Annotated in this window: 34 protein-coding genes; all 34 read left to right on the plus strand. The window is 44.5% G+C overall.

Annotated elements, in window-relative coordinates; genetic code table 11:
* Window positions 1-8: 8 nt before the first annotated feature.
* The 34 genes from ACXACN_RS15665 to rpsK all read left to right on the plus strand — a co-directional run bounded on the left by ACXACN_RS15665 (window position 9) and on the right by rpsK (window position 18,725).
* Window positions 9-260 carry a 50S ribosomal protein L7ae-like protein gene (locus ACXACN_RS15665; RefSeq protein ID WP_474965710.1) on the plus strand — a complete coding sequence of 84 codons (252 nt, stop codon included), beginning with the start codon at window positions 9-11 and terminating at the stop codon, window positions 258-260.
* Between the two features lie 94 nt (window positions 261-354).
* Entirely contained in the window at window positions 355-774 is a 420-nt protein-coding gene (gene rpsL, locus ACXACN_RS15670) for a 30S ribosomal protein S12 (protein WP_474965711.1), read from the plus strand.
* Between the two features lie 51 nt (window positions 775-825).
* Window positions 826-1,296 carry a 30S ribosomal protein S7 gene (rpsG, locus tag ACXACN_RS15675; RefSeq protein ID WP_160916734.1) on the plus strand — a complete coding sequence of 157 codons (471 nt, stop codon included), beginning with the start codon at window positions 826-828 and terminating at the stop codon, window positions 1,294-1,296.
* 42 nt (window positions 1,297-1,338) lie between these two features.
* Window positions 1,339-3,417 carry an elongation factor G gene (gene fusA, locus ACXACN_RS15680; protein WP_474965713.1) on the plus strand — a complete coding sequence of 693 codons (2,079 nt, stop codon included), beginning with the start codon at window positions 1,339-1,341 and terminating at the stop codon, window positions 3,415-3,417.
* Between the two features lie 128 nt (window positions 3,418-3,545).
* A complete protein-coding gene (tuf, locus tag ACXACN_RS15685) occupies window positions 3,546-4,736 on the plus strand; it encodes an elongation factor Tu (protein ID WP_474965715.1) in 1,191 nt (396 codons plus the stop codon).
* A gap of 573 nt (window positions 4,737-5,309) precedes the next feature.
* Entirely contained in the window at window positions 5,310-5,618 is a 309-nt protein-coding gene (gene rpsJ / locus ACXACN_RS15690) for a 30S ribosomal protein S10 (protein WP_089654435.1), read from the plus strand.
* A gap of 32 nt (window positions 5,619-5,650) precedes the next feature.
* Window positions 5,651-6,286, plus strand: a complete 636-nt coding sequence (rplC, locus tag ACXACN_RS15695) for a 50S ribosomal protein L3 (protein ID WP_474965716.1) — start codon at window positions 5,651-5,653, stop codon at window positions 6,284-6,286.
* Between the two features lie 21 nt (window positions 6,287-6,307).
* Window positions 6,308-6,931, plus strand: a complete 624-nt coding sequence (rplD, locus tag ACXACN_RS15700; protein ID WP_474965717.1) for a 50S ribosomal protein L4 — start codon at window positions 6,308-6,310, stop codon at window positions 6,929-6,931.
* The gene (gene rplW / locus ACXACN_RS15705; protein WP_474965719.1) at window positions 6,931-7,218 is read left to right on the plus strand and encodes a 50S ribosomal protein L23; all 288 of its coding nucleotides are present in this window, start codon (window positions 6,931-6,933) and stop codon (window positions 7,216-7,218) included. The genes rplD and rplW overlap by 1 nt, the downstream gene beginning before the upstream one ends.
* Before the next feature lie 36 nt (window positions 7,219-7,254).
* Window positions 7,255-8,088, plus strand: coding sequence for a 50S ribosomal protein L2 (gene rplB / locus ACXACN_RS15710; RefSeq protein ID WP_474965720.1), 834 nt, complete (start codon window positions 7,255-7,257; stop codon window positions 8,086-8,088).
* 57 nt (window positions 8,089-8,145) lie between these two features.
* The gene (gene rpsS, locus ACXACN_RS15715; protein ID WP_035511685.1) at window positions 8,146-8,424 is read left to right on the plus strand and encodes a 30S ribosomal protein S19; all 279 of its coding nucleotides are present in this window, start codon (window positions 8,146-8,148) and stop codon (window positions 8,422-8,424) included.
* Window positions 8,425-8,444: 20 nt separating this feature from the next.
* Window positions 8,445-8,786 (plus strand): 50S ribosomal protein L22, encoded by a 342-nt coding sequence (rplV, locus tag ACXACN_RS15720; protein ID WP_035511684.1) that lies wholly within the window; start codon window positions 8,445-8,447, stop codon window positions 8,784-8,786.
* Between the two features lie 3 nt (window positions 8,787-8,789).
* Window positions 8,790-9,431 (plus strand): 30S ribosomal protein S3, encoded by a 642-nt coding sequence (gene rpsC, locus ACXACN_RS15725; protein WP_035511682.1) that lies wholly within the window; start codon window positions 8,790-8,792, stop codon window positions 9,429-9,431.
* Between the two features lie 18 nt (window positions 9,432-9,449).
* Complete coding sequence (gene rplP, locus ACXACN_RS15730; RefSeq protein WP_027953416.1) at window positions 9,450-9,884, plus strand: 50S ribosomal protein L16; 435 nt, start codon at window positions 9,450-9,452, stop codon at window positions 9,882-9,884.
* The gene (gene rpmC / locus ACXACN_RS15735; RefSeq protein ID WP_008636054.1) at window positions 9,874-10,074 is read left to right on the plus strand and encodes a 50S ribosomal protein L29; all 201 of its coding nucleotides are present in this window, start codon (window positions 9,874-9,876) and stop codon (window positions 10,072-10,074) included. The genes rplP and rpmC overlap by 11 nt, the downstream gene beginning before the upstream one ends.
* A 24-nt stretch (window positions 10,075-10,098) precedes the next feature.
* Window positions 10,099-10,362, plus strand: coding sequence for a 30S ribosomal protein S17 (gene rpsQ / locus ACXACN_RS15740; RefSeq protein ID WP_035511679.1), 264 nt, complete (start codon window positions 10,099-10,101; stop codon window positions 10,360-10,362).
* 42 nt (window positions 10,363-10,404) lie between these two features.
* On the plus strand, window positions 10,405-10,773 hold the full coding sequence (gene rplN, locus ACXACN_RS15745) for a 50S ribosomal protein L14 (RefSeq protein ID WP_035511677.1): 369 nt from the start codon (window positions 10,405-10,407) through the stop codon (window positions 10,771-10,773).
* A 40-nt stretch (window positions 10,774-10,813) separates the two neighbouring features.
* Window positions 10,814-11,125 (plus strand): 50S ribosomal protein L24, encoded by a 312-nt coding sequence (gene rplX / locus ACXACN_RS15750; protein ID WP_474965721.1) that lies wholly within the window; start codon window positions 10,814-10,816, stop codon window positions 11,123-11,125.
* Between the two features lie 26 nt (window positions 11,126-11,151).
* A complete protein-coding gene (gene rplE / locus ACXACN_RS15755) occupies window positions 11,152-11,691 on the plus strand; it encodes a 50S ribosomal protein L5 (protein ID WP_115824707.1) in 540 nt (179 codons plus the stop codon).
* A 26-nt stretch (window positions 11,692-11,717) separates the two neighbouring features.
* A complete protein-coding gene (locus ACXACN_RS15760; RefSeq protein ID WP_035511674.1) occupies window positions 11,718-11,903 on the plus strand; it encodes a type Z 30S ribosomal protein S14 in 186 nt (61 codons plus the stop codon).
* A 30-nt stretch (window positions 11,904-11,933) separates the two neighbouring features.
* A complete protein-coding gene (rpsH, locus tag ACXACN_RS15765) occupies window positions 11,934-12,332 on the plus strand; it encodes a 30S ribosomal protein S8 (RefSeq protein WP_089654429.1) in 399 nt (132 codons plus the stop codon).
* A 30-nt stretch (window positions 12,333-12,362) separates the two neighbouring features.
* Entirely contained in the window at window positions 12,363-12,899 is a 537-nt protein-coding gene (gene rplF, locus ACXACN_RS15770; protein ID WP_474965723.1) for a 50S ribosomal protein L6, read from the plus strand.
* 35 nt (window positions 12,900-12,934) lie between these two features.
* Entirely contained in the window at window positions 12,935-13,297 is a 363-nt protein-coding gene (rplR, locus tag ACXACN_RS15775; protein ID WP_074736217.1) for a 50S ribosomal protein L18, read from the plus strand.
* 23 nt (window positions 13,298-13,320) lie between these two features.
* The gene (gene rpsE, locus ACXACN_RS15780) at window positions 13,321-13,815 is read left to right on the plus strand and encodes a 30S ribosomal protein S5 (protein WP_326315280.1); all 495 of its coding nucleotides are present in this window, start codon (window positions 13,321-13,323) and stop codon (window positions 13,813-13,815) included.
* Window positions 13,816-13,833: 18 nt separating this feature from the next.
* Complete coding sequence (gene rpmD / locus ACXACN_RS15785; protein WP_089654426.1) at window positions 13,834-14,016, plus strand: 50S ribosomal protein L30; 183 nt, start codon at window positions 13,834-13,836, stop codon at window positions 14,014-14,016.
* A 30-nt stretch (window positions 14,017-14,046) separates the two neighbouring features.
* Window positions 14,047-14,487: a 50S ribosomal protein L15 gene (gene rplO / locus ACXACN_RS15790; protein ID WP_089654425.1), complete on the plus strand. Its 441-nt coding sequence runs from the start codon at window positions 14,047-14,049 to the stop codon at window positions 14,485-14,487.
* A complete protein-coding gene (gene secY, locus ACXACN_RS15795; RefSeq protein ID WP_474965724.1) occupies window positions 14,487-15,779 on the plus strand; it encodes a preprotein translocase subunit SecY in 1,293 nt (430 codons plus the stop codon). Before rplO ends, secY begins: the two co-directional genes overlap by 1 nt.
* Window positions 15,780-15,822: 43 nt before the next feature.
* On the plus strand, window positions 15,823-16,476 hold the full coding sequence (locus ACXACN_RS15800) for an adenylate kinase (protein WP_474965726.1): 654 nt from the start codon (window positions 15,823-15,825) through the stop codon (window positions 16,474-16,476).
* Window positions 16,473-17,219 carry a type I methionyl aminopeptidase gene (map, locus tag ACXACN_RS15805; RefSeq protein WP_474965727.1) on the plus strand — a complete coding sequence of 249 codons (747 nt, stop codon included), beginning with the start codon at window positions 16,473-16,475 and terminating at the stop codon, window positions 17,217-17,219. The genes ACXACN_RS15800 and map overlap by 4 nt, the downstream gene beginning before the upstream one ends.
* 16 nt (window positions 17,220-17,235) lie before the next feature.
* Window positions 17,236-17,571, plus strand: coding sequence for a KOW domain-containing RNA-binding protein (locus ACXACN_RS15810; RefSeq protein WP_035511657.1), 336 nt, complete (start codon window positions 17,236-17,238; stop codon window positions 17,569-17,571).
* The gene (gene infA / locus ACXACN_RS15815) at window positions 17,549-17,767 is read left to right on the plus strand and encodes a translation initiation factor IF-1 (protein WP_008636026.1); all 219 of its coding nucleotides are present in this window, start codon (window positions 17,549-17,551) and stop codon (window positions 17,765-17,767) included. Before ACXACN_RS15810 ends, infA begins: the two co-directional genes overlap by 23 nt.
* A 28-nt stretch (window positions 17,768-17,795) precedes the next feature.
* Window positions 17,796-17,909 (plus strand): 50S ribosomal protein L36, encoded by a 114-nt coding sequence (rpmJ, locus tag ACXACN_RS15820; protein ID WP_002509257.1) that lies wholly within the window; start codon window positions 17,796-17,798, stop codon window positions 17,907-17,909.
* Window positions 17,910-17,933: 24 nt separating this feature from the next.
* Window positions 17,934-18,299, plus strand: a complete 366-nt coding sequence (rpsM, locus tag ACXACN_RS15825) for a 30S ribosomal protein S13 (protein WP_146818457.1) — start codon at window positions 17,934-17,936, stop codon at window positions 18,297-18,299.
* Window positions 18,300-18,329: 30 nt separating this feature from the next.
* Window positions 18,330-18,725, plus strand: a complete 396-nt coding sequence (gene rpsK / locus ACXACN_RS15830) for a 30S ribosomal protein S11 (protein WP_146818455.1) — start codon at window positions 18,330-18,332, stop codon at window positions 18,723-18,725.
* Window positions 18,726-18,751 lie beyond the last annotated feature (26 nt).

Raw genomic sequence — 18,751 nt, forward strand, 5'->3', positions numbered from 1 at the left:
ATATGAAGATGTCTTATGAAAAAGTAGCACAGGCTAAATCCGATATAATCATTGGAACCAAACAAACACTAAAAGCCATGAAAAATGGCGAAGTGGTTGAAGTCATAACGGCTGACGATGCTGATCAGTCGATGACAGTTAAAGTAGCTAAATTAGCCCAACAACTGAACATTCCTCACACACGAGTAACTTCGATGAAGGAACTCGGGAATGCATGTGGTATTGATGTTGGTGCGGCTACAGTGGCGATAAAGCAATAAAGTTTTGGCGTCTAACGCGAAAGCTTTGTTTTTTGCCTTTTTATGAACCACCTGGATGTGTGGTATTAAAAAAGTACGAAGGGAGGATACAAACATGCCAACTATTAACCAATTGGTACGCAAAGGACGCGTGAGCAAAACGAAGCAGTCTAACTCTCCAGCTTTGAACAAAGGTTACAACAGCTATAAAAAGCGTATGACTGACCTTTCTGCTCCACAAAAACGTGGTGTTTGCACACGTGTTGGAACAATGACACCTAAGAAACCGAACTCTGCCCTACGTAAGTATGCACGTGTTCGTCTAACTAACCAGCTTGAGGTTAACGCTTATATCCCTGGTGAAGGCCACAACCTACAAGAACACAGTGTTGTTCTTATCCGTGGCGGTAAAGTTAAAGACTTGCCGGGTGTACGTTACACCGTTGTCCGTGGTGCCCTTGACACAGCAAGTGTTGATGGCCGTATGCAAGGTCGTTCCAAGTACGGTACGAAAAAGCCAAAAGCTAAAAAATAATCGGTATGAGAATATCGCTTAAATAAAACACCGAAGAAGGGAGGGGAACATATGCCACGTAAAGGTCCAGTAGCTAAACGTGATGTGTTACCAGATCCAATGTATAACTCTAAGCTTGTTACTCGCTTGATCAACCAAATCATGGTTAACGGTCAGCGCGGTAAAGCACAGAAAATCCTTTATAAAGCATTTGAACTTGTTCAAGAACGTAGCGGTAATGACGCTATGGAAGCATTTGATCAAGCAATGAAGAACGTAATGCCTGTATTGGAGGTACGCGCTCGTCGTGTAGGTGGTTCCAACTATCAGGTACCTGTTGAGGTTCGTCCAGAACGTCGCCAGGCACTAGGCTTGCGTTTCATCGTAAACTATGCGCGTCTTCGCGGAGAGAAAACGATGGAAGAGCGCCTAGCTAACGAAATTCTAGATGCAGCTAACAACACAGGTGCATCTGTGAAGCGTCGCGAAGAAATGCACAAAATGGCGGAAGCGAACAAAGCATTCGCTCACTATCGCTGGTAATCACCAAAAAAATAAAGGTTCAAACAGGAAGGAGAAAGATGCATGGCTAGAGAGTTCTCCTTGGAAAAGACTCGGAATATCGGGGTAATGGCTCACATCGACGCTGGTAAAACAACGGCGACAGAGCGTATTCTTTTCTACACAGGACGTATCCACAAAATTGGTGAAACTCACGAAGGAGCTTCCCAAATGGACTGGATGGAGCAGGAACAAGAGCGCGGAATTACAATCACTTCCGCCGCTACAACTGCTCAGTGGAAAGGTCACCGTATCAACATCATTGATACTCCAGGACACGTAGACTTCACTGTAGAAGTTGAACGTTCCCTGCGTGTACTTGATGGTTCCGTAGCTGTCCTTGACGCACAATCTGGTGTTGAGCCTCAAACAGAAACTGTTTGGCGCCAAGCTACGACATACGGTGTTCCACGTATTGTCTTCATTAACAAAATGGACAAAATCGGAGCTGACTTCATCTACTCCCTAGGCACGTTGCAAGACCGCCTAGGAGCGAATGCAGCAGCTGTTCAACTTCCTGTCGGTGCGGAAGATGAGTTCGAAGGAATCATCGACCTAGTAACGATGGAAGCATACTACTACATGGACGACTTGGGAACACGTGCTGAAGCACGCCCGATTCCTGACGAGTACAAAGATCAAGCTGAAGAGTATCGTGGCAAGCTTGTAGAAGCTGTTGCAGAACTTGATGAAGACTTGATGATGCAGTATCTAGAGGGAGAAGAAATCACAAACGAACAGCTTAAGGATGCGATCCGTAAAGCTACTCTAAGTGTTGAATTCTACCCAGTATTCTGTGGTTCTGCCTTCAAAAACAAAGGTGTTCAACTATTGATTGATGGTGTTATTGACTATCTACCATCTCCATTAGATGTACCTCCAATTGAAGGTCACGTACCACAAACAGAAGAAGATGTCGTACGTAAGCCTGACGACAACGAGCCTTTCTCTGCATTGGCATTTAAAGTTGCGACAGACCCTTATGTAGGTAAATTGACTTTCTTCCGCGTGTATTCCGGTACTTTGAATGCTGGTTCATACGTGAAAAACTCCACGAAAGACAAGCGTGAGCGTGTAGGACGTATCCTACAAATGCACGCCAACTCTCGTGAAGAGATCTCCACTGTATATGCAGGGGATATCGCTGGTGCGGTAGGACTTAAAGATACAGGTACGGGTGATACACTATGTGACGAAAAGAGTCTTGTTATTCTTGAGTCCATGGACTTCCCTGATCCGGTAATCTCTGTTGCTATCGAGCCTAAATCTAAAGCTGACCAAGATAAGATGTCTATCGCTCTTGGTAAACTAGCTGAAGAGGATCCAACGTTCCAAACAGAAACGAACGTTGAAACGGGTCAAACGATCATCGCGGGTATGGGTGAACTTCACCTAGATATCATCGTTGACCGTTTGAGACGTGAGTTCAAAGTTGAAGCGAACATTGGTGCTCCACAAGTGGCTTACCGTGAAACATTCCGTGGAAGTGCACAAGTGGAAGGTAAGTTCGTACGTCAATCCGGTGGTCGTGGACAATTCGGTCACGTATGGGTTGAGTTCGAACCAAACGAAGAAGGCGCTGGTTTTGAATTCGTCAACAAGATCGTCGGTGGTGTTGTACCACGTGAATACATTCCTTCCGTAGAACAAGGAATTAAAGAATCTATGGAAAACGGTGTACTAGCTGGTTACCCTATGGTTGACATCAAAGCGACTCTATACGATGGTTCTTACCACGATGTCGACTCCAACGAAATGGCCTTTAAAGTTGCCGCTTCTATGGCACTTAAAGAGGCGAAAAACAAGTGTAAGCCTGTTCTACTTGAACCAATGATGAAAGTAGAAGTTGTTATTCCTGAGGAATACATGGGCGACATCATGGGTGACGTAACTTCCCGTCGTGGACGTGTAGAAGGTATGGAAACTCGTGGTAATGCACAAGTGGTTAAAGCATTTGTTCCACTTTCTGAGATGTTCGGTTATGCAACAGCGTTGCGTTCCAACACTCAAGGCCGTGGTACGTACACAATGCACTTCGACCACTATGAAGAAGTTCCGAAGAGCATCTCTGAGGAAATCATCAAGAAAAATGCTGGTGAATAATTGATTTTTTAGACGAGTTAAAGTATAACTTGTATTGTAAGCTTAGGAGTGACTATTGCTTACTCCTAAGCTGCACTATAAATCTTTAAAAACCAAAATTGTTACTTATCTAAAGGAGGAAATATACAATGGGTAAAGAAAAATTTGACCGGTCCAAGTCCCACGTTAACATTGGTACAATTGGACACGTTGACCACGGTAAAACAACTCTAACTGCAGCGATTACGACTGTACTTCACAAGCGTTCTGGTTCTGGTGAAGCAATGGCATACGACATGATCGACGGTGCTCCTGAAGAGCGTGAGCGTGGAATCACAATCTCCACTGCACACGTTGAGTACGAAACAGAATCTCGTCACTATGCACACGTTGACTGCCCAGGTCACGCAGACTACGTTAAGAACATGATCACTGGTGCTGCTCAAATGGACGGCGCGATCCTAGTTGTATCTGCAGCTGACGGTCCAATGCCACAAACTCGTGAGCACATCCTACTTTCTAAAAACGTAGGTGTACCAGCTATCGTTGTATTCTTGAACAAAGTTGACATGGTAGACGACGAAGAGCTTCTTGAACTAGTAGAAATGGAAGTACGCGACCTACTTTCTGAGTACGACTTCGATGGTGATGACGTACCAGTAATCAGCGGTTCTGCTCTTAAAGCTCTTGAAGGTGAAGAGAAGTACGAGCAAGCAATCTACGACCTAATGGACGCAGTTGACGAGTATGTTCCAACTCCAGATCGTGACACTGACAAGCCATTCATGATGCCAGTTGAGGACGTATTCTCTATCACTGGCCGTGGTACAGTTGCAACTGGCCGTGTTGAGCGTGGACAAGTTAAAGTCGGTGACGAAGTTGAAATCATCGGTATGGCTGAAGAGTCCAGCAAAACTGCCGTAACTGGTGTTGAAATGTTCCGTAAGCTTCTTGATTACGCTGAAGCTGGCGACAACATTGGTGCACTTCTTCGTGGTGTAAAGCGTGAAGACATCAACCGTGGTCAAGTACTAGCTAAGCCTGGTTCAATCACACCACACACAAACTTCAAAGCTGAAGTTTATGTACTAGCTAAAGACGAAGGTGGACGTCACACTCCATTCTTCTCTAACTACCGCCCACAGTTCTACTTCCGTACTACGGACGTAACTGGTGTTATTCAACTTCCTGAAGGCGTAGAAATGGTTATGCCTGGAGACAACGTTGAAATGACTGTAGAACTTATCTCCCCAATCGCGATCGAGGACGGAACTCGTTTCTCTATCCGTGAAGGTGGACGTACAGTAGGTTCTGGCGTAGTTTCTGAAATCACTAAGTAATTTCAGTTACAACCTATATAAAGAGCAACAGCTTCTGGCTGTTGCTCTTTTTTATTGAAGAAGTACATTGCTTGACATGTAATCTCACCTAAGAAAATGGTCGTATTTCCTTTACCATGTTGGCCGATCGCAATAAGAGGTCAATTTGTTTTGTCGTTCATCGCTATTATATAGATCCATCACTGACACGTGGAAATCAATCAAATGATCTGAGTGAATGTTTTAAAAATTTTTGTTTAAACAGAGACGGTTGATATCCTTCTGCATATTTGTTTTAATGGACAATGGATTTCAAAGAAGTGATCGATGAAATCGGAGGAACCGAGTGAATGCTTGTTTCCCCCTTGAAAAACACACGGAACGCTAGTATAATATTTTAAGTGTCCGTGATGAAAAAAATATGGATTTATCCTTGCAATGACCGCATTTCTTCTATATAATAAGTAATGTTGGTCATAAAAGGCGATGAAGCGAAAGGTTGTTGACACACCCGGCCCCTTTGCCATGGCTAGTGGTCAAGTTTTTTCGCGGAGAATGTCTATTTCAAAAATGGGCGAAGAAGGAGGGAAAATAATGGCAAAAGAGAAAATTCGTATTCGTTTAAAGGCGTATGATCACAGAGTACTTGATCAGTCCGCAGAAAAGATCGTAGACACTGCGAAGCGTTCCGGAGCTAATGTATCTGGTCCGATCCCGCTTCCGACAGAGCGTTCTGTTTATACTGTACTTCGTGCGACTCACAAGTATAAAGATTCTCGTGAGCAGTTCGAAATGCGCACACACAAACGTCTAATCGACATTGTTAATCCAACACCACAGACTGTTGATTCACTTATGCGTTTGGATCTACCATCTGGTGTGGATATCGAAATTAAACTATAAATAAATCGTAAAGATAATAGGAGGTGTAACGGATGACGAAAGGAATCTTAGGACGAAAAGTCGGCATGACTCAGATTTTCTCTGATAATGGTGAGTTGATCCCAGTAACAGTCGTTCAGGCTGAGCCAAACGTTGTTCTTCAAAAGAAAACAACAGAAAACGACGGTTACGAAGCGATCCAACTAGGTTTTGCTGATGAAAAGTCAAACCGCTTGAAGAAAGCTGCTCAAGGGCATGCTGATAAAGCAAGCACAACACCTAAGCGCTACGTTCGTGAATTCCGTAATACAAACCTTGACACCTATGAACTAGGTCAAGAGGTTAAAGTTGATATTTTCGAAGCTGGTGACGCTATTGACGTTACAGGAACTTCTAAAGGTAAAGGTTTCCAGGGTGCAATCAAGCGCCATAACCAATCTACTGGACCTAAAACTCACGGTTCCCGTTTCCACCGTCGTTCCGGTTCTATGGGACAAGGTGCTGACCCATCTAAAGTCTTCAAAGGCAAAGGTCTTGCAGGACAAATGGGTGGCGAAACAGTAACTCTACAAAACCTTGAAGTAGTGAAAGTGGACGCTGAGCGTAATCTACTACTTATCAAAGGTAATGTACCAGGCGCGAAAAAATCTTACGTTAAGATTACAAGTGCAATTAAGGCTAGCAAATAATAAACGAAGGGAGGATATGTCATGCCTAAAGTAGCACTATTAAACCAAAGCGGTTCTAACGTTGGTGAAATCGAACTGAACGAATCCGTTTTTGGAATTGAACCTAATACTCACGTATTACACGAAACTGTGTTGATGCAACGCGCGAATCTTCGCCAAGGCACACACAAAGTAAAAGGACGTTCTGAAGTTAGTGGCGGCGGACGTAAGCCATGGCGCCAAAAAGGTACAGGCCGTGCACGTCAAGGATCTATCCGTTCACCACAATGGGTAGGCGGCGGAACTGTATTTGGCCCTACACCACGCAGCTACAGCTACACGATGCCAAGAAAAGTACGTCGTTTGGCACTTCAGTCTGCTTTCTCTTCTAAAGTGAAAGAAGACAACATCATTGTTCTTGAGAGCCTTTCTCTAGAAGCTCCAAAAACAAAAGAAGTTGCAAACATTCTTAAGGCACTAGATGTTAACGAGAAAGCATTGATCGTTACTGCTGAAGCAGACGAAAACGTAACTCTTTCTTCTAATAACATCCCTACAGTGAAGAGTCTTCCTGTAGAACAAGTAAGTGTGTTAGACTTGCTAACGCATGACAAGCTGATCCTTACTAAGGAAGCAGCTGAAAAAGCAGGGGAGGTGCTCTCATAATGAAAGAACCACGCGATATTATCAAGCGCCCTGTCATTACTGAACATTCTGCTGATCTTATGGGAGAAAAGAAATATACGTTTGAAGTTAGCCCGAAAGCTAACAAAACTGAAATTAAAAAAGCAGTTGAAGAGATCTTTGGCGTTCAAGTTGCATCTGTCAACACAATGAACCTTAAAGGTAAATTCAAGCGTATGGGTCGTTACGGCGGTTACCGCTCTGATCGTAAGAAAGCAGTTATCACGTTGACTCAGGACAGCGAAGAACTAGAAATCTTCGAAGCATAAAATAAACGAATTGAAATATGAAGGAGGGAAATAAAGATGGCGATTAAAAAGTTCAGACCAATTACTAACGGTCGTCGACACATGTCAGTATCTGATTTCGCTGAAATCACAACTGATAAGCCTGAACGCTCCCTTGTCACTCCACTTCATAAAAAAGGTGGACGTAACAACCAGGGTAAGCTGACAGTTCGTCATCAGGGCGGAGGCCACAAGCGTCAGTATCGTATTATTGACTTCAAGCGTGACAAAGATGGAATACCTGGACGCGTTGCTACAGTCGAATATGATCCGAACCGCTCCGCTAACATTGCACTAATCAATTACGTTGATGGTGAAAAACGTTACATCCTAGCTCCAAAAGGTGTGAAGGTTGGAACGGAAATTATTTCTGGTGAAGGTGCAGATATCAAACCAGGTAATGCTCTTCAGTTGAAAGACATTCCAGTTGGTACAATCGTACACAACGTAGAACTTAAGCCAGGACGTGGAGGACAGCTTGTCCGTTCTGCAGGTGCTTCTGCACAACTCCTTGGTCGTGAAGATAAATATACGCTTGTACGTCTTACTTCTGGTGAAGTTCGCTTGGTACTAAGCTCTTGCCGTGCAACAATCGGTCAGGTTGGTAACCTTGAGCACGAACTAATCAGTGTAGGTAAAGCAGGACGTTCTCGTTGGAAAGGTAAGCGCCCTACAGTACGTGGTTCCGTAATGAACCCTAGTGATCACCCACACGGTGGTGGTGAAGGACGCGCGCCAATCGGTATGCCATCTCCAGTATCTCCATGGGGTAAACCAACTCTTGGATACAAAACGAGAAAACGCAACAAGCCGTCTGATAAATATATCGTGCGTAGACGCGGTAAAAAATAACGGGATTGTCGGGCGGGCAATAACACCCGTCTCTCAATCGCGAAGGGAGGTTTATTCATGGGCCGCAGCCTGAAAAAAGGACCTTTTGTAGATGATCATTTAATGAAAAAAGTCGAGAAGTTGAACGAAGATAATAAACAGCAGGTCGTAAAGACTTGGTCTCGCCGTTCTACGATCTTCCCTAACTTCGTCGGACACACAATCGCCGTTTATGACGGTCGTAAGCACGTACCAGTTTATGTGACTGAAGACATGGTAGGTCACAAACTTGGTGAATTCGCGCCATCCCGTACGTTCAAAGGACACTCTGGCGACGATAAGAAAACAAAACGCTAATATAGAGAGGAGGCACTCTAATGCAAGCTAAAGCAGTTGCTAAAACCGTTCGTATCGCTCCTCGTAAAGCTCGTTTAGTGATTGATTTAATTCGAGGAAAAAATGTAGGTGAAGCTCTAGCTACACTACGTCTAACACAGCGTGGCGCATCTCCAGTAGTTGAGAAACTTCTTAACTCCGCGATCGCTAACGCAGAACACAACTATGAAATGGACCCGGAAAACCTATACGTTTCCGAAGCGTTTGTAAACGAAGGCGTAACTCTTAAACGTTTCCGCCCTCGCGCAATGGGCCGCGCAAGCCAAATCAACAAACGCACAAGCCACATTACAGTGGTCGTATCAGAAAAAAAGGAGGGATAATCAGTGGGTCAAAAAATTAATCCGGTAGGTCTTCGTATCGGCGTAATCCGCGACTGGGAATCCAAGTGGTACGCTGGCAAAGACTATGCAGACTTGTTACATGAAGACATCAAGATTCGTGAATATGTTGAAAATCGTCTTAAAGATGCTGCTCTTTCTACGGTAGAAATCGAACGTGCAGCAAACCGTGTAAACATTACTGTGCACACAGCTAAGCCAGGAATGGTTATCGGTAAAGGCGGTTCTGAAGTAGAAGCACTTCGTAAAGCTCTAAACCAACTAACTGGTAAACGCGTTCACATCAACATCGTTGAAGTGAAAAAGCCAGATCTAGACGCTACTCTTGTAGCTGACAATATCGCACGTCAATTGGAGAACCGCGTATCCTTCCGTCGTGCTCAAAAACAAACAATCCAACGCGCTATGCGTGCAGGAGCAAAAGGTATTCGTACCCAAGTATCTGGTCGTCTAGGTGGCGCGGATATCGCTCGTGCTGAATATTACAGTGAAGGAACAGTACCACTACACACACTTCGTGCAGACATCGATTACGGAACTGCAGAAGCTGACACTACTTACGGTAAGCTTGGTGTTAAAGTGTGGATCTATCGTGGAGAAGTCCTTCCAACTAAAACTGACAAGTAAGGAAGGGGGAAAAGCATTATGTTAATGCCTAAACGTGTTAAATATCGTCGTCAACACCGTACTAGCTTAAAAGGCCGTGCAAAAGGCGGTACTGAAGTAGCATTCGGTGAATATGGTTTGCAAGCAATCGATCCAGCATGGATCACAGCCCGCCAAATCGAGGCAGCGCGTATTGCGATGACTCGTTACATGAAGCGTGGCGGTAAAGTTTGGATTAAAATCTTCCCTGATAAGCCTTATACTGCTAAGCCCCTAGAAGTACGAATGGGTTCCGGTAAAGGTGCTCCAGAAGGTTTCGTAGCTGTTGTGAAGCCAGGGAAAATCATGTTCGAGATCGCAGGTGTATCTGAAGAGGTTGCACGCGAAGCGTTGCGTCTTGCTTCACACAAACTGCCGATCCGTACGAAATTCGTAAAACGTGAAGAAATTGGTGGTGAAATCAATGAAGGCTAATGAGATCCGTGAATTAACCACTGCCGAAATTGAACAAAAAGTTAAGTCTCTTAAAGAAGAACTTTTCAACCTACGCTTCCAATTGGCAACAGGTCAACTTGAGAACACTGCACGTATCCGTGAAGTTCGCAAGTCCATCGCACGTATGAAGACCGTTGCTCGTGAACGTGAGCTAGGCGTAAATAACTAATAGATGAGAGGAGGTCACCCTCACATGACTGAACGTAATAATCGTAAGGTTTATACTGGCCGTGTCGTTTCTGACAAGATGGATAAAACCATCACCGTACTAGTAGAAACTTATAAGTTCCACAAACTTTACGGAAAGCGCGTAAAGTATTCCAAAAAGTTCAAAGCGCATGACGAAAACAACCAAGCGAAAAACGGCGACATCGTAAGCATCATGGAAACTCGTCCATTGTCTGCTTCTAAGCGTTTCCGTCTTCTAGAAGTTGTTGAAGAGTCTGTCATTATCTAAATAAAGTTCGCTCGGAGTTAATCCGAAGGGAGGTTACATGTTATGATTCAACAGGAATCTCGTCTGAAAGTCGCAGACAACTCTGGTGCTCGTGAAATCCAAACGATCAAAGTATTGGGTGGATCCGGCCGCAAAACAGCTAACATCGGTGATATCATCACTGCTACTGTGAAGCAGGCAACACCAGGAGGCGTTGTTAAAAAAGGTGAAGTTGTAAAAGCTGTTATCGTACGTTCTAAGAGTGGAGTTCGCCGTAAAGATGGTTCTTACATCCGTTTTGATGAAAACGCAGCAGTAATCGTGCGTGATGACAAAGGACCACGCGGTACTCGTATCTTCGGACCGGTTGCTCGTGAACTTCGTGATGCTAAATTCATGAAGATTGTATCTCTAGCTCCAGAAGTATTATAAAAGCCTGAATGAAATGCCTTGTTAAGGAGGTGCGCGAAGAATGCACGTAAAAAAAGGTGACAAAGTAATGGTTATTACTGGTAAGGATAAAGGCAAACAAGGTACAGTCCTTGAAGCATATCCGAAAAAAGATCGTGTTCTTGTTGAAGGTGTGAACGAAGTTAAAAAGCACGCGAAACCTTCTCAGGAGAATCCACAAGGTGGAATCCTTACACAAGAAGCTGCGATCCACGTATCAAACGTAATGCCAATCGACCCTAAGTCTGGTGAACCGACACGTGTTGGTTACAAAGTCGAGGACGGCAAGAAAGTTCGTATCGCGAAAAAATCTGGTGAAGCACTAGATAAATAAGCCATAGAAGAAAGGAGGGCCACACGATGAACGAACTAAAGAAACAATATCAAGAAGAAGTTGTTTCATCATTGATGAACAAATTTGAATATGACTCCATCATGCAAACACCAAAAGTTGAGAAAATCGTTGTCAACATGGGTGTAGGTGACGCTGTTCAAAACGCGAAAGCACTTGATACAGCTGTAGAAGAACTAACATTGATCACTGGACAGAAGCCAGTAATCACAAAAGCGAAGAAATCAATTGCAGGTTTCCGCCTACGTGAAGGTATGCCAATTGGTGCGAAGGTTACACTTCGTGGAGAGCGTATGTACCAATTCCTCCAAAAACTGATTGCTGTATCTCTACCACGTGTGCGTGACTTCCGTGGTATTTCTAAAAAAGCTTTCGACGGTCGTGGAAACTACACACTTGGTGTTAAAGAGCAATTGATTTTCCCAGAGATCGATTACGATAAAGTAAACAAAGTGCGTGGTATGGATATCGTTATTGTCACTACTGCTGACTCTGACGAAGAAGCACGTGAACTTCTAGCTCAGTTCGGTATGCCGTTCCAAAAATAATGAGCTAACTATAAGGAGGGAAAATAGTGGCTAAAAAATCAATGGTCGCGAAGCAACAGCGTAAACAGAAGTACCAAGTGCGCGAATACACGCGTTGTGAACGCTGCGGACGTCCGCACTCCGTACTTCGTAAGTTTAAGCTTTGCCGTATTTGTTTCCGTGAACTTGCATATAAAGGTCAAATCCCTGGTGTCAAAAAAGCCAGCTGGTAAACCCGAAACAGGGAAGGAGGTTAATGAGTTATGACAATGACAGATCCAATTGCAGATATGCTGACGCGTATTCGTAACGCTAACATGGTGCGTCACGAGAAGCTTGAGCTTCCAGCTTCAAACGTTAAAAAAGAAATCGCTGATATCCTTAAGCGTGAAGGTTTTGTACGTGACTACGAATTTGTTGAAGACAACAAGCAAGGTGTTCTTCGCATCTTCCTTAAGTACGGTCAAAACAACGAGCGTGTAATTACTGGTGTGAAGCGTATCAGTAAGCCAGGTCTACGTGTTTACGCTAACGCTGAAGAACTTCCGAAAGTTCTTAACGGTCTAGGTGTAGCCGTCGTATCCACATCAAAAGGTGTATTGACAGATAAAGAAGCTCGTGAACAAGCCATCGGTGGCGAAGTTCTAGCTTACATCTGGTAAAAAAACAGATCAGACAGGAGGTGCAAACATATGTCTCGCGTAGGTTTAAAATCACTTGAAATTCCTGAAGGTGTAGAAATCATCCAGGATAACAACACGATTACAGTAAAAGGTCCTAAAGGGGAATTGACTCGTACATTCCACAAGGACATCACAGTTAAAGTTGAGGACAACATCCTTACTGTAGCTCGTCCGAGCGACCACAAAGAACACCGTGCTCTTCACGGAACTACACGCAGCCTGATCGGTAACATGGTTGAAGGTGTTTCTAAAGGCTATGAAAAGAGTCTTGAAATCATCGGTGTAGGTTACCGTGCGCAGAAACAGGGACAAAACGTTGTAATCAACGCTGGTTACTCCCACCCTGTTGAAGTCGATAACCACGAAGGAATCGAAATCGAGGTTCCATCCAACACGAAAGTAACAGTAAAAGGGATCGACAAAGAACTTGTTGGTGCTGTTGCTGCGAAGATTCGTGCGATCCGTCCTCCAGAGCCTTATAAAGGTAAAGGAATTCGCTACGAAGGCGAATATGTACGCAGAAAAGAAGGTAAAACAGCTAAGTAAGGTTCATAGCTAACGTATAGAAAGGAGTGACCCTGATGATCACGAAGGCAGATAAAAATGTCGTACGTAAAAAGCGTCATGCACGCGTTCGTAAGAATGTCTTTGGCACAGCTGAACGCCCACGCTTGAACGTATATCGCTCTAACAAACACATTTATGCTCAGCTAATCAACGATGAAAGCCAAGTAACGGTAGCAAGTGCGTCTACTGTCGACAATGACTTCAACCTTGATGCTACAGGCAATGTCGAGGCTGCTCAAAAAGTCGGTGAACTAGTTGCTAAGCGTGCGATTGACAACGGTTATAAAGTTGTTGTATTCGACCGTGGAGGTTACTTGTATCATGGACGTGTGAAAGCACTAGCTGAAGCCGCTCGCGAAGCCGGCCTAGAATTTTAATAGTTAAAGGAGGGACATAAATGATTACAAACATCGACCCTAACAAACTTGATCTTGAAGAACGCGTAGTTACCATCAACCGTGTAGCTAAAGTAGTTAAAGGTGGACGTCGTTTCCGTTTTGCTGCTTTGGTTGTAGTAGGAGATAAAAATGGTCATGTCGGATTCGGTACAGGGAAAGCCCAAGAGGTACCGGAAGCGATCAAGAAAGCCATTGATGATGCTAAGAAAAATCTAATCACAGTACCCGTGAAGAACACGACAATTCCACACGAAATCAACGGCCGTTTTGGTGCAGGTAACATTCTTATGAAGCCAGCAGCAGAAGGTACTGGAGTTATCGCTGGTGGACCTGTCCGTGCGGTACTTGAGCTTGCAGGTGTTCAAGACATCCTATCTAAGTCACTTGGTTCTAACACGCCAATCAACATGGTACGTGCTACAATCACTGGACTTAGCGAGCTTAAGCGTGCAGAAGACGTCGCTAAACTTCGTGGTAAATCAGTAGAAGAACTGTAGGATAAGGAGGGAAATAAAATGGCTAAACAGTTAGAAATTACCCTCACGCGCAGTGTTATTGGTAGACCGCAAGATCAGCGCTCTACTGTCAAGGCGCTAGGTCTGAATAAGATCCGTCAAACTGTCGTACTTGAAGATAACCCAGCGATCCGAGGTATGGCTAATAAGGTGTCTCACCTAGTTTCGGTTAAAGAAGTTTAATTCTACAAAGTATATAAGGAGGTGCAACGCATGAAACTGCATGAACTAAAACCTGCTAAAGGTACTCGTAAAGAACGTAACCGCGTAGGTCGTGGTATGGCATCTGGTAACGGGAAAACTTCCGGCCGTGGTCACAAAGGTCAAGGCCAGCGTTCAGGAAGCAAGACGCGCCCAGGTTTCGAAGGTGGTCAAATGCCACTATTCCAACGCCTACCTAAGCGTGGTTTCACTAACGTTCACCGTAAGGAATTTGCGATTATCAACCTTGATGCCCTAAATCGTTTCGAAGAAGGCACAGAGGTTACTCCTGAGCTATTGCTAGAGTCTGGTGTGGTAAGTAACCAAAAAGCCGGAATCAAAGTACTAGCTAAAGGTTCAATCGAAAAGAAACTTACAGTGAAAGCTCACAAGTTCTCTGCTTCCGCGAAAGAAGCAATTGAAGCAGCGGGCGGTCAAACTGAGGTGATTTAATGTTCCGGACAATCTCCAATTTTATGCGCGTGGGTGATATTCGACGGAAGATTATCTTCACTTTGTTGATGCTCATCGTTTTTCGCCTGGGAACATTCATCCCGGTTCCTTTTACAAATAGAGAAGCCATCAATTTCATGGATGAACAGAATGCGTTTGGATTTCTAAACACATTCGGAGGCGGGGCATTACAAAACTTCTCCATCTTTGCTATGGGGATCATGCCCTACATTACAGCCTCCATCATCATGCAATTGTTGCAGATGGACGTTGTTCCTAAGTTTGCGGAATGGAAAAAGCAAGGTGAAGTCGGCCGTCGAAAATTAGCTCAGTTTACCCGCTATGGAACGATCGTGCTCGCTTTCATTCAAGCCATTGGTATGTCTATTGGTTTTAACGCTCTGGCTGGTGGTCAATTGATTGCTGATCCAGGGGTTACTAAATTCTTTATCATTGCTCTTGTCTTGACAGGCGGTACAGCGTTTCTTATGTGGCTTGGTGAGCAAATCACTGAACACGGCGTTGGAAATGGTATTTCCATCCTGATTTTTGCAGGAATTGTTGCTGCAATCCCGAACGGAGTAAACCAGTTGTATGATCAATACATTTCCGGTGCTGGAGAAGAATTGTTCATTAATTTGGTCATCATCGCTCTGATTGTACTTGTTATTGTTGCGGTTGTTGTGGGAGTCATCTTCATCCAACAAGCCCTTCGTAAGATTCCTATTCAATATGCAAAACGGTTGGTTAACCGTTCGCCAGTAGGTGGGCATTCGACTCACTTACCACTAAAAGTGAATGCTGCAGGAGTTATTCCGGTAATCTTTGCGATTTCTTTCATCATCGCACCGAGAACCGTCGCTGGCCTTTTTGAGAACAGCGAAGTCGCCTCTGTCATTCAATATATATTTGATTATCAAAACTGGCCTGGAATGATTATCTATGTTGCGTTGATTATCGCCTTCACTTACTTCTACACCTTTGTTCAGGTTAACCCGGAACAAATGGCTGAAAACTTGAAGAAGCAAGGCGGGTATATCCCAGGGATTCGTCCTGGAGCCAATACGGAAACGTACTTGACTCGTGTGATGTACCGATTGACGTTCGTAGGATCCATCTTCCTTGCAGCTGTCTCAATCCTACCGATCATCTTGGGCTCTGCCGCTCAGTTGCCACCAAGTATACAAATTGGAGGAACCGGATTGCTCATCGTTGTAGGGGTTGCCCTGCAGATCATGAAGCAGTTGGAAAGTCAGCTTGTGAAACGCCATTATCAAGGATTCATTAAATAATTAGCATCAAAGCTAATGTATAAATGAGAGCGAGGGGAACACGTTGAATTTAATTCTGATGGGTCTTCCTGGTGCCGGTAAAGGTACTCAGGCTGAGAAGATAGTCGAAAAATATGACATCCCTCATATCTCAACTGGAGATATGTTCCGATTAGCTATCAAAGAAGGAACAGCACTGGGCAAAGAAGCTAAATCCTATATGGACAAAGGTGAATTGGTTCCCGATGAAGTGACCATCGGAATCGTTCGCGAGCGTCTTAGTAAACCCGATTGTCAAAAAGGATTTCTATTAGACGGATTTCCGAGGACGATCGCCCAAGCAGAAGCCCTTGAGAACCTCTTGACTGATATGAAGGAGTCTTTGGACTATGTTCTTCATATCGATGTTCCTAAGGAGCAACTCATCGAGCGTCTTACTGGACGACGCATCTGCCCGACATGCGGTGCTACCTATCACGTGGTCTTCAACCCGCCGAAAGAAGACGGGAAGTGTGATCACGATGGCTCTGAGTTGATTCAGCGCGAAGACGATCAGCCTGATACCGTAAGAAAGCGCCTGGAGGTCAATGTCGAGCAATCGCAGCCTCTGCTTGATTTCTACCAAGAGAAAGGCTACTTGGTATCATTCGAAGGTGACAAAGATATCAACGAAGTATTCCAAGACATCGATCAAAAGCTGGGAGAACTGGCTAAATGATTATAACTAAGACTCCACGGGAATTAGATATCATGCGTGAAGCAGGGCGAATTGTCGCCTTGACGCACCAAAAGTTGGAACAATATATCCAACCAGGTATAACAACTGGAGAATTGGATAAGATTGCAGATGAATTCATACGCAGTATGGATGCAATCCCATCTTTTAAAGGTTATAATGGATTCCGTGGAAGTATCTGTGCATCTGTCAACGAAGAACTCGTTCATGGTATTCCTGGAGACAGGGTATTGAACGAAGGTGATATCATCAGCATCGATATTGGTGCCAAATATAAAGGTTATCACGGAGATTCGGCCTGGACGTACCCGGTCGGAACCGTCGATGATGAAACCATGGAACTGCTGAGAGTAACGGAACAATCATTGTTCAAAGGACTTGATGAAGCAAAACCAGGTGTACGCCTTTCAAATATATCCCATGCAATCCAGAGCTTCGTTGAGCCCGAGGGCTTTTCAATCGTAAGGGAGTACGTGGGACACGGAGTAGGACAGGAGCTTCATGAGGATCCTCAAATTCCTCATTACGGCCCACCTAACAAAGGACCACGGCTTAAGCCTGGAATGGTATTGGCTGTAGAACCGATGGTGAACGCAGGGTCTCGCTACGTGAAGACGCTCGGTGACCATTGGACGGTAGTCACTCAAGATGGCAAAAAGTGCGCTCATTTTGAGCACACCATTGCAATTACGGATGAAGGATACGAAATCCTTACAAAATCCTAAATGAAGGTGATCGTTTTTGAACGAATCTGAGTCGAGTCCGCGAATAGGTCAAATTGTTCGTATTGTGCAGGGGCGTGAGGCAGGACAGTACGCGGTAGTAATCGATGTACTGGATGGCCGCTTTGTGCTGCTTGCCGACGGAGAGAAACGTAAGTATGATCGACCAAAGAAAAAGAATTTGCAACATGTTGAGCTTATGGATTTCATCTCTCCGGAAGTCCAGGACAGCCTTCTGGAAACTGGTCGTGTCACAAATGGCAAGCTTCGATTTGCCGTATCAAAATATGTCAATGAAGCAGTGACTGATTTGAAGAAGGGAGATCAACTCGATGGCGAAAGACGATGTAATTGAAGTAGAAGGGACCGTCGTTGAAACCTTACCGAACGCACAGTTCAAGGTTGAACTCGAGAACGGTCATTCCGTTCTAGCTCACGTTTCCGGTAAAATTCGCATGCACTTCATTCGAATCTTACCAGGAGACAAGGTAACGGTAGAACTTTCCCCTTATGACTTAACTAAAGGACGTATTACGTACCGTTATAAATAAAACTCCGATCTTAAAGGAGGTATGGATGATGAAGGTAAGGCCTTCTGTAAAACCAATTTGCGAAAAATGCAAAGTCATCAAACGTAAAGGTAAAGTCATGGTTATCTGTGAAAACCCTAAGCATAAACAAAAACAAGGCTAAAACTGAAGGAGGTGCACGTAACTTATGGCACGTATTGCAGGTGTAGATATTCCTCGTGACAAGCGAGTAGTCGTATCCCTAACTTACGTTTACGGTATCGGGAAATCCCTTGCCAAAGACGTACTAGCTGAAGCTGGCGTTTCTGAAAGCACTCGCGTTCGCGATCTTACAGAAGACGAACTAGGTAAAATCCGTAAAGCAGTGGAACAACACAACACGGAAGGTGACCTTCGTCGTGAGAACTCTCTAAACATCAAGCGTTTGATTGAGATCGGTTCTTACCGCGGTATCCGTCACCGTCGTGGACTTCCACTTCGCGGACAGAAGACGAAAAACAACTCACGTACTCGTAAAGGTCCACGTCGTACCGTGGCTAACAAACGTAAATAATAAGCAACACAAAGGAGGTAAGCTAACTATATGGCACGTAAAGGAAACACTCGTAGTCGTAAGCGTCGCGTGAAAAAGAATATAGAGACCGGTGTGGCACACATCCGCTCTACTTTCAACAACACAATCGTAACGATCACTGATGTTCAAGGTAACGTTATTGCTTGGAGCAGTGCTGGTTCCCTTGGTTTCAAAGGTTCCCGTAAATCTACTCCATTCGCTGCTCAAATGGCTTCTGAAGCTGCAGCGAAAGACGCTATGGACAACGGTATGAAAACTCTTGAAGTAACAGTTAAAGGCCCTGGTGCTGGTCGTGAAGCAGCGATCCGCTCTCTACAAGCAGCAGGTCTTGAAATTACGGCAATCCGTGACGTAACTCCAGTACCACACAATGGTTGCCGCCCACCAAAACGTCGTCGCGTATAATAGTTCTGAATAGAATTTGTCACCCT

The sequence above is a fragment of the Halobacillus sp. AWM4_238 genome, assembly GCF_056158265.1.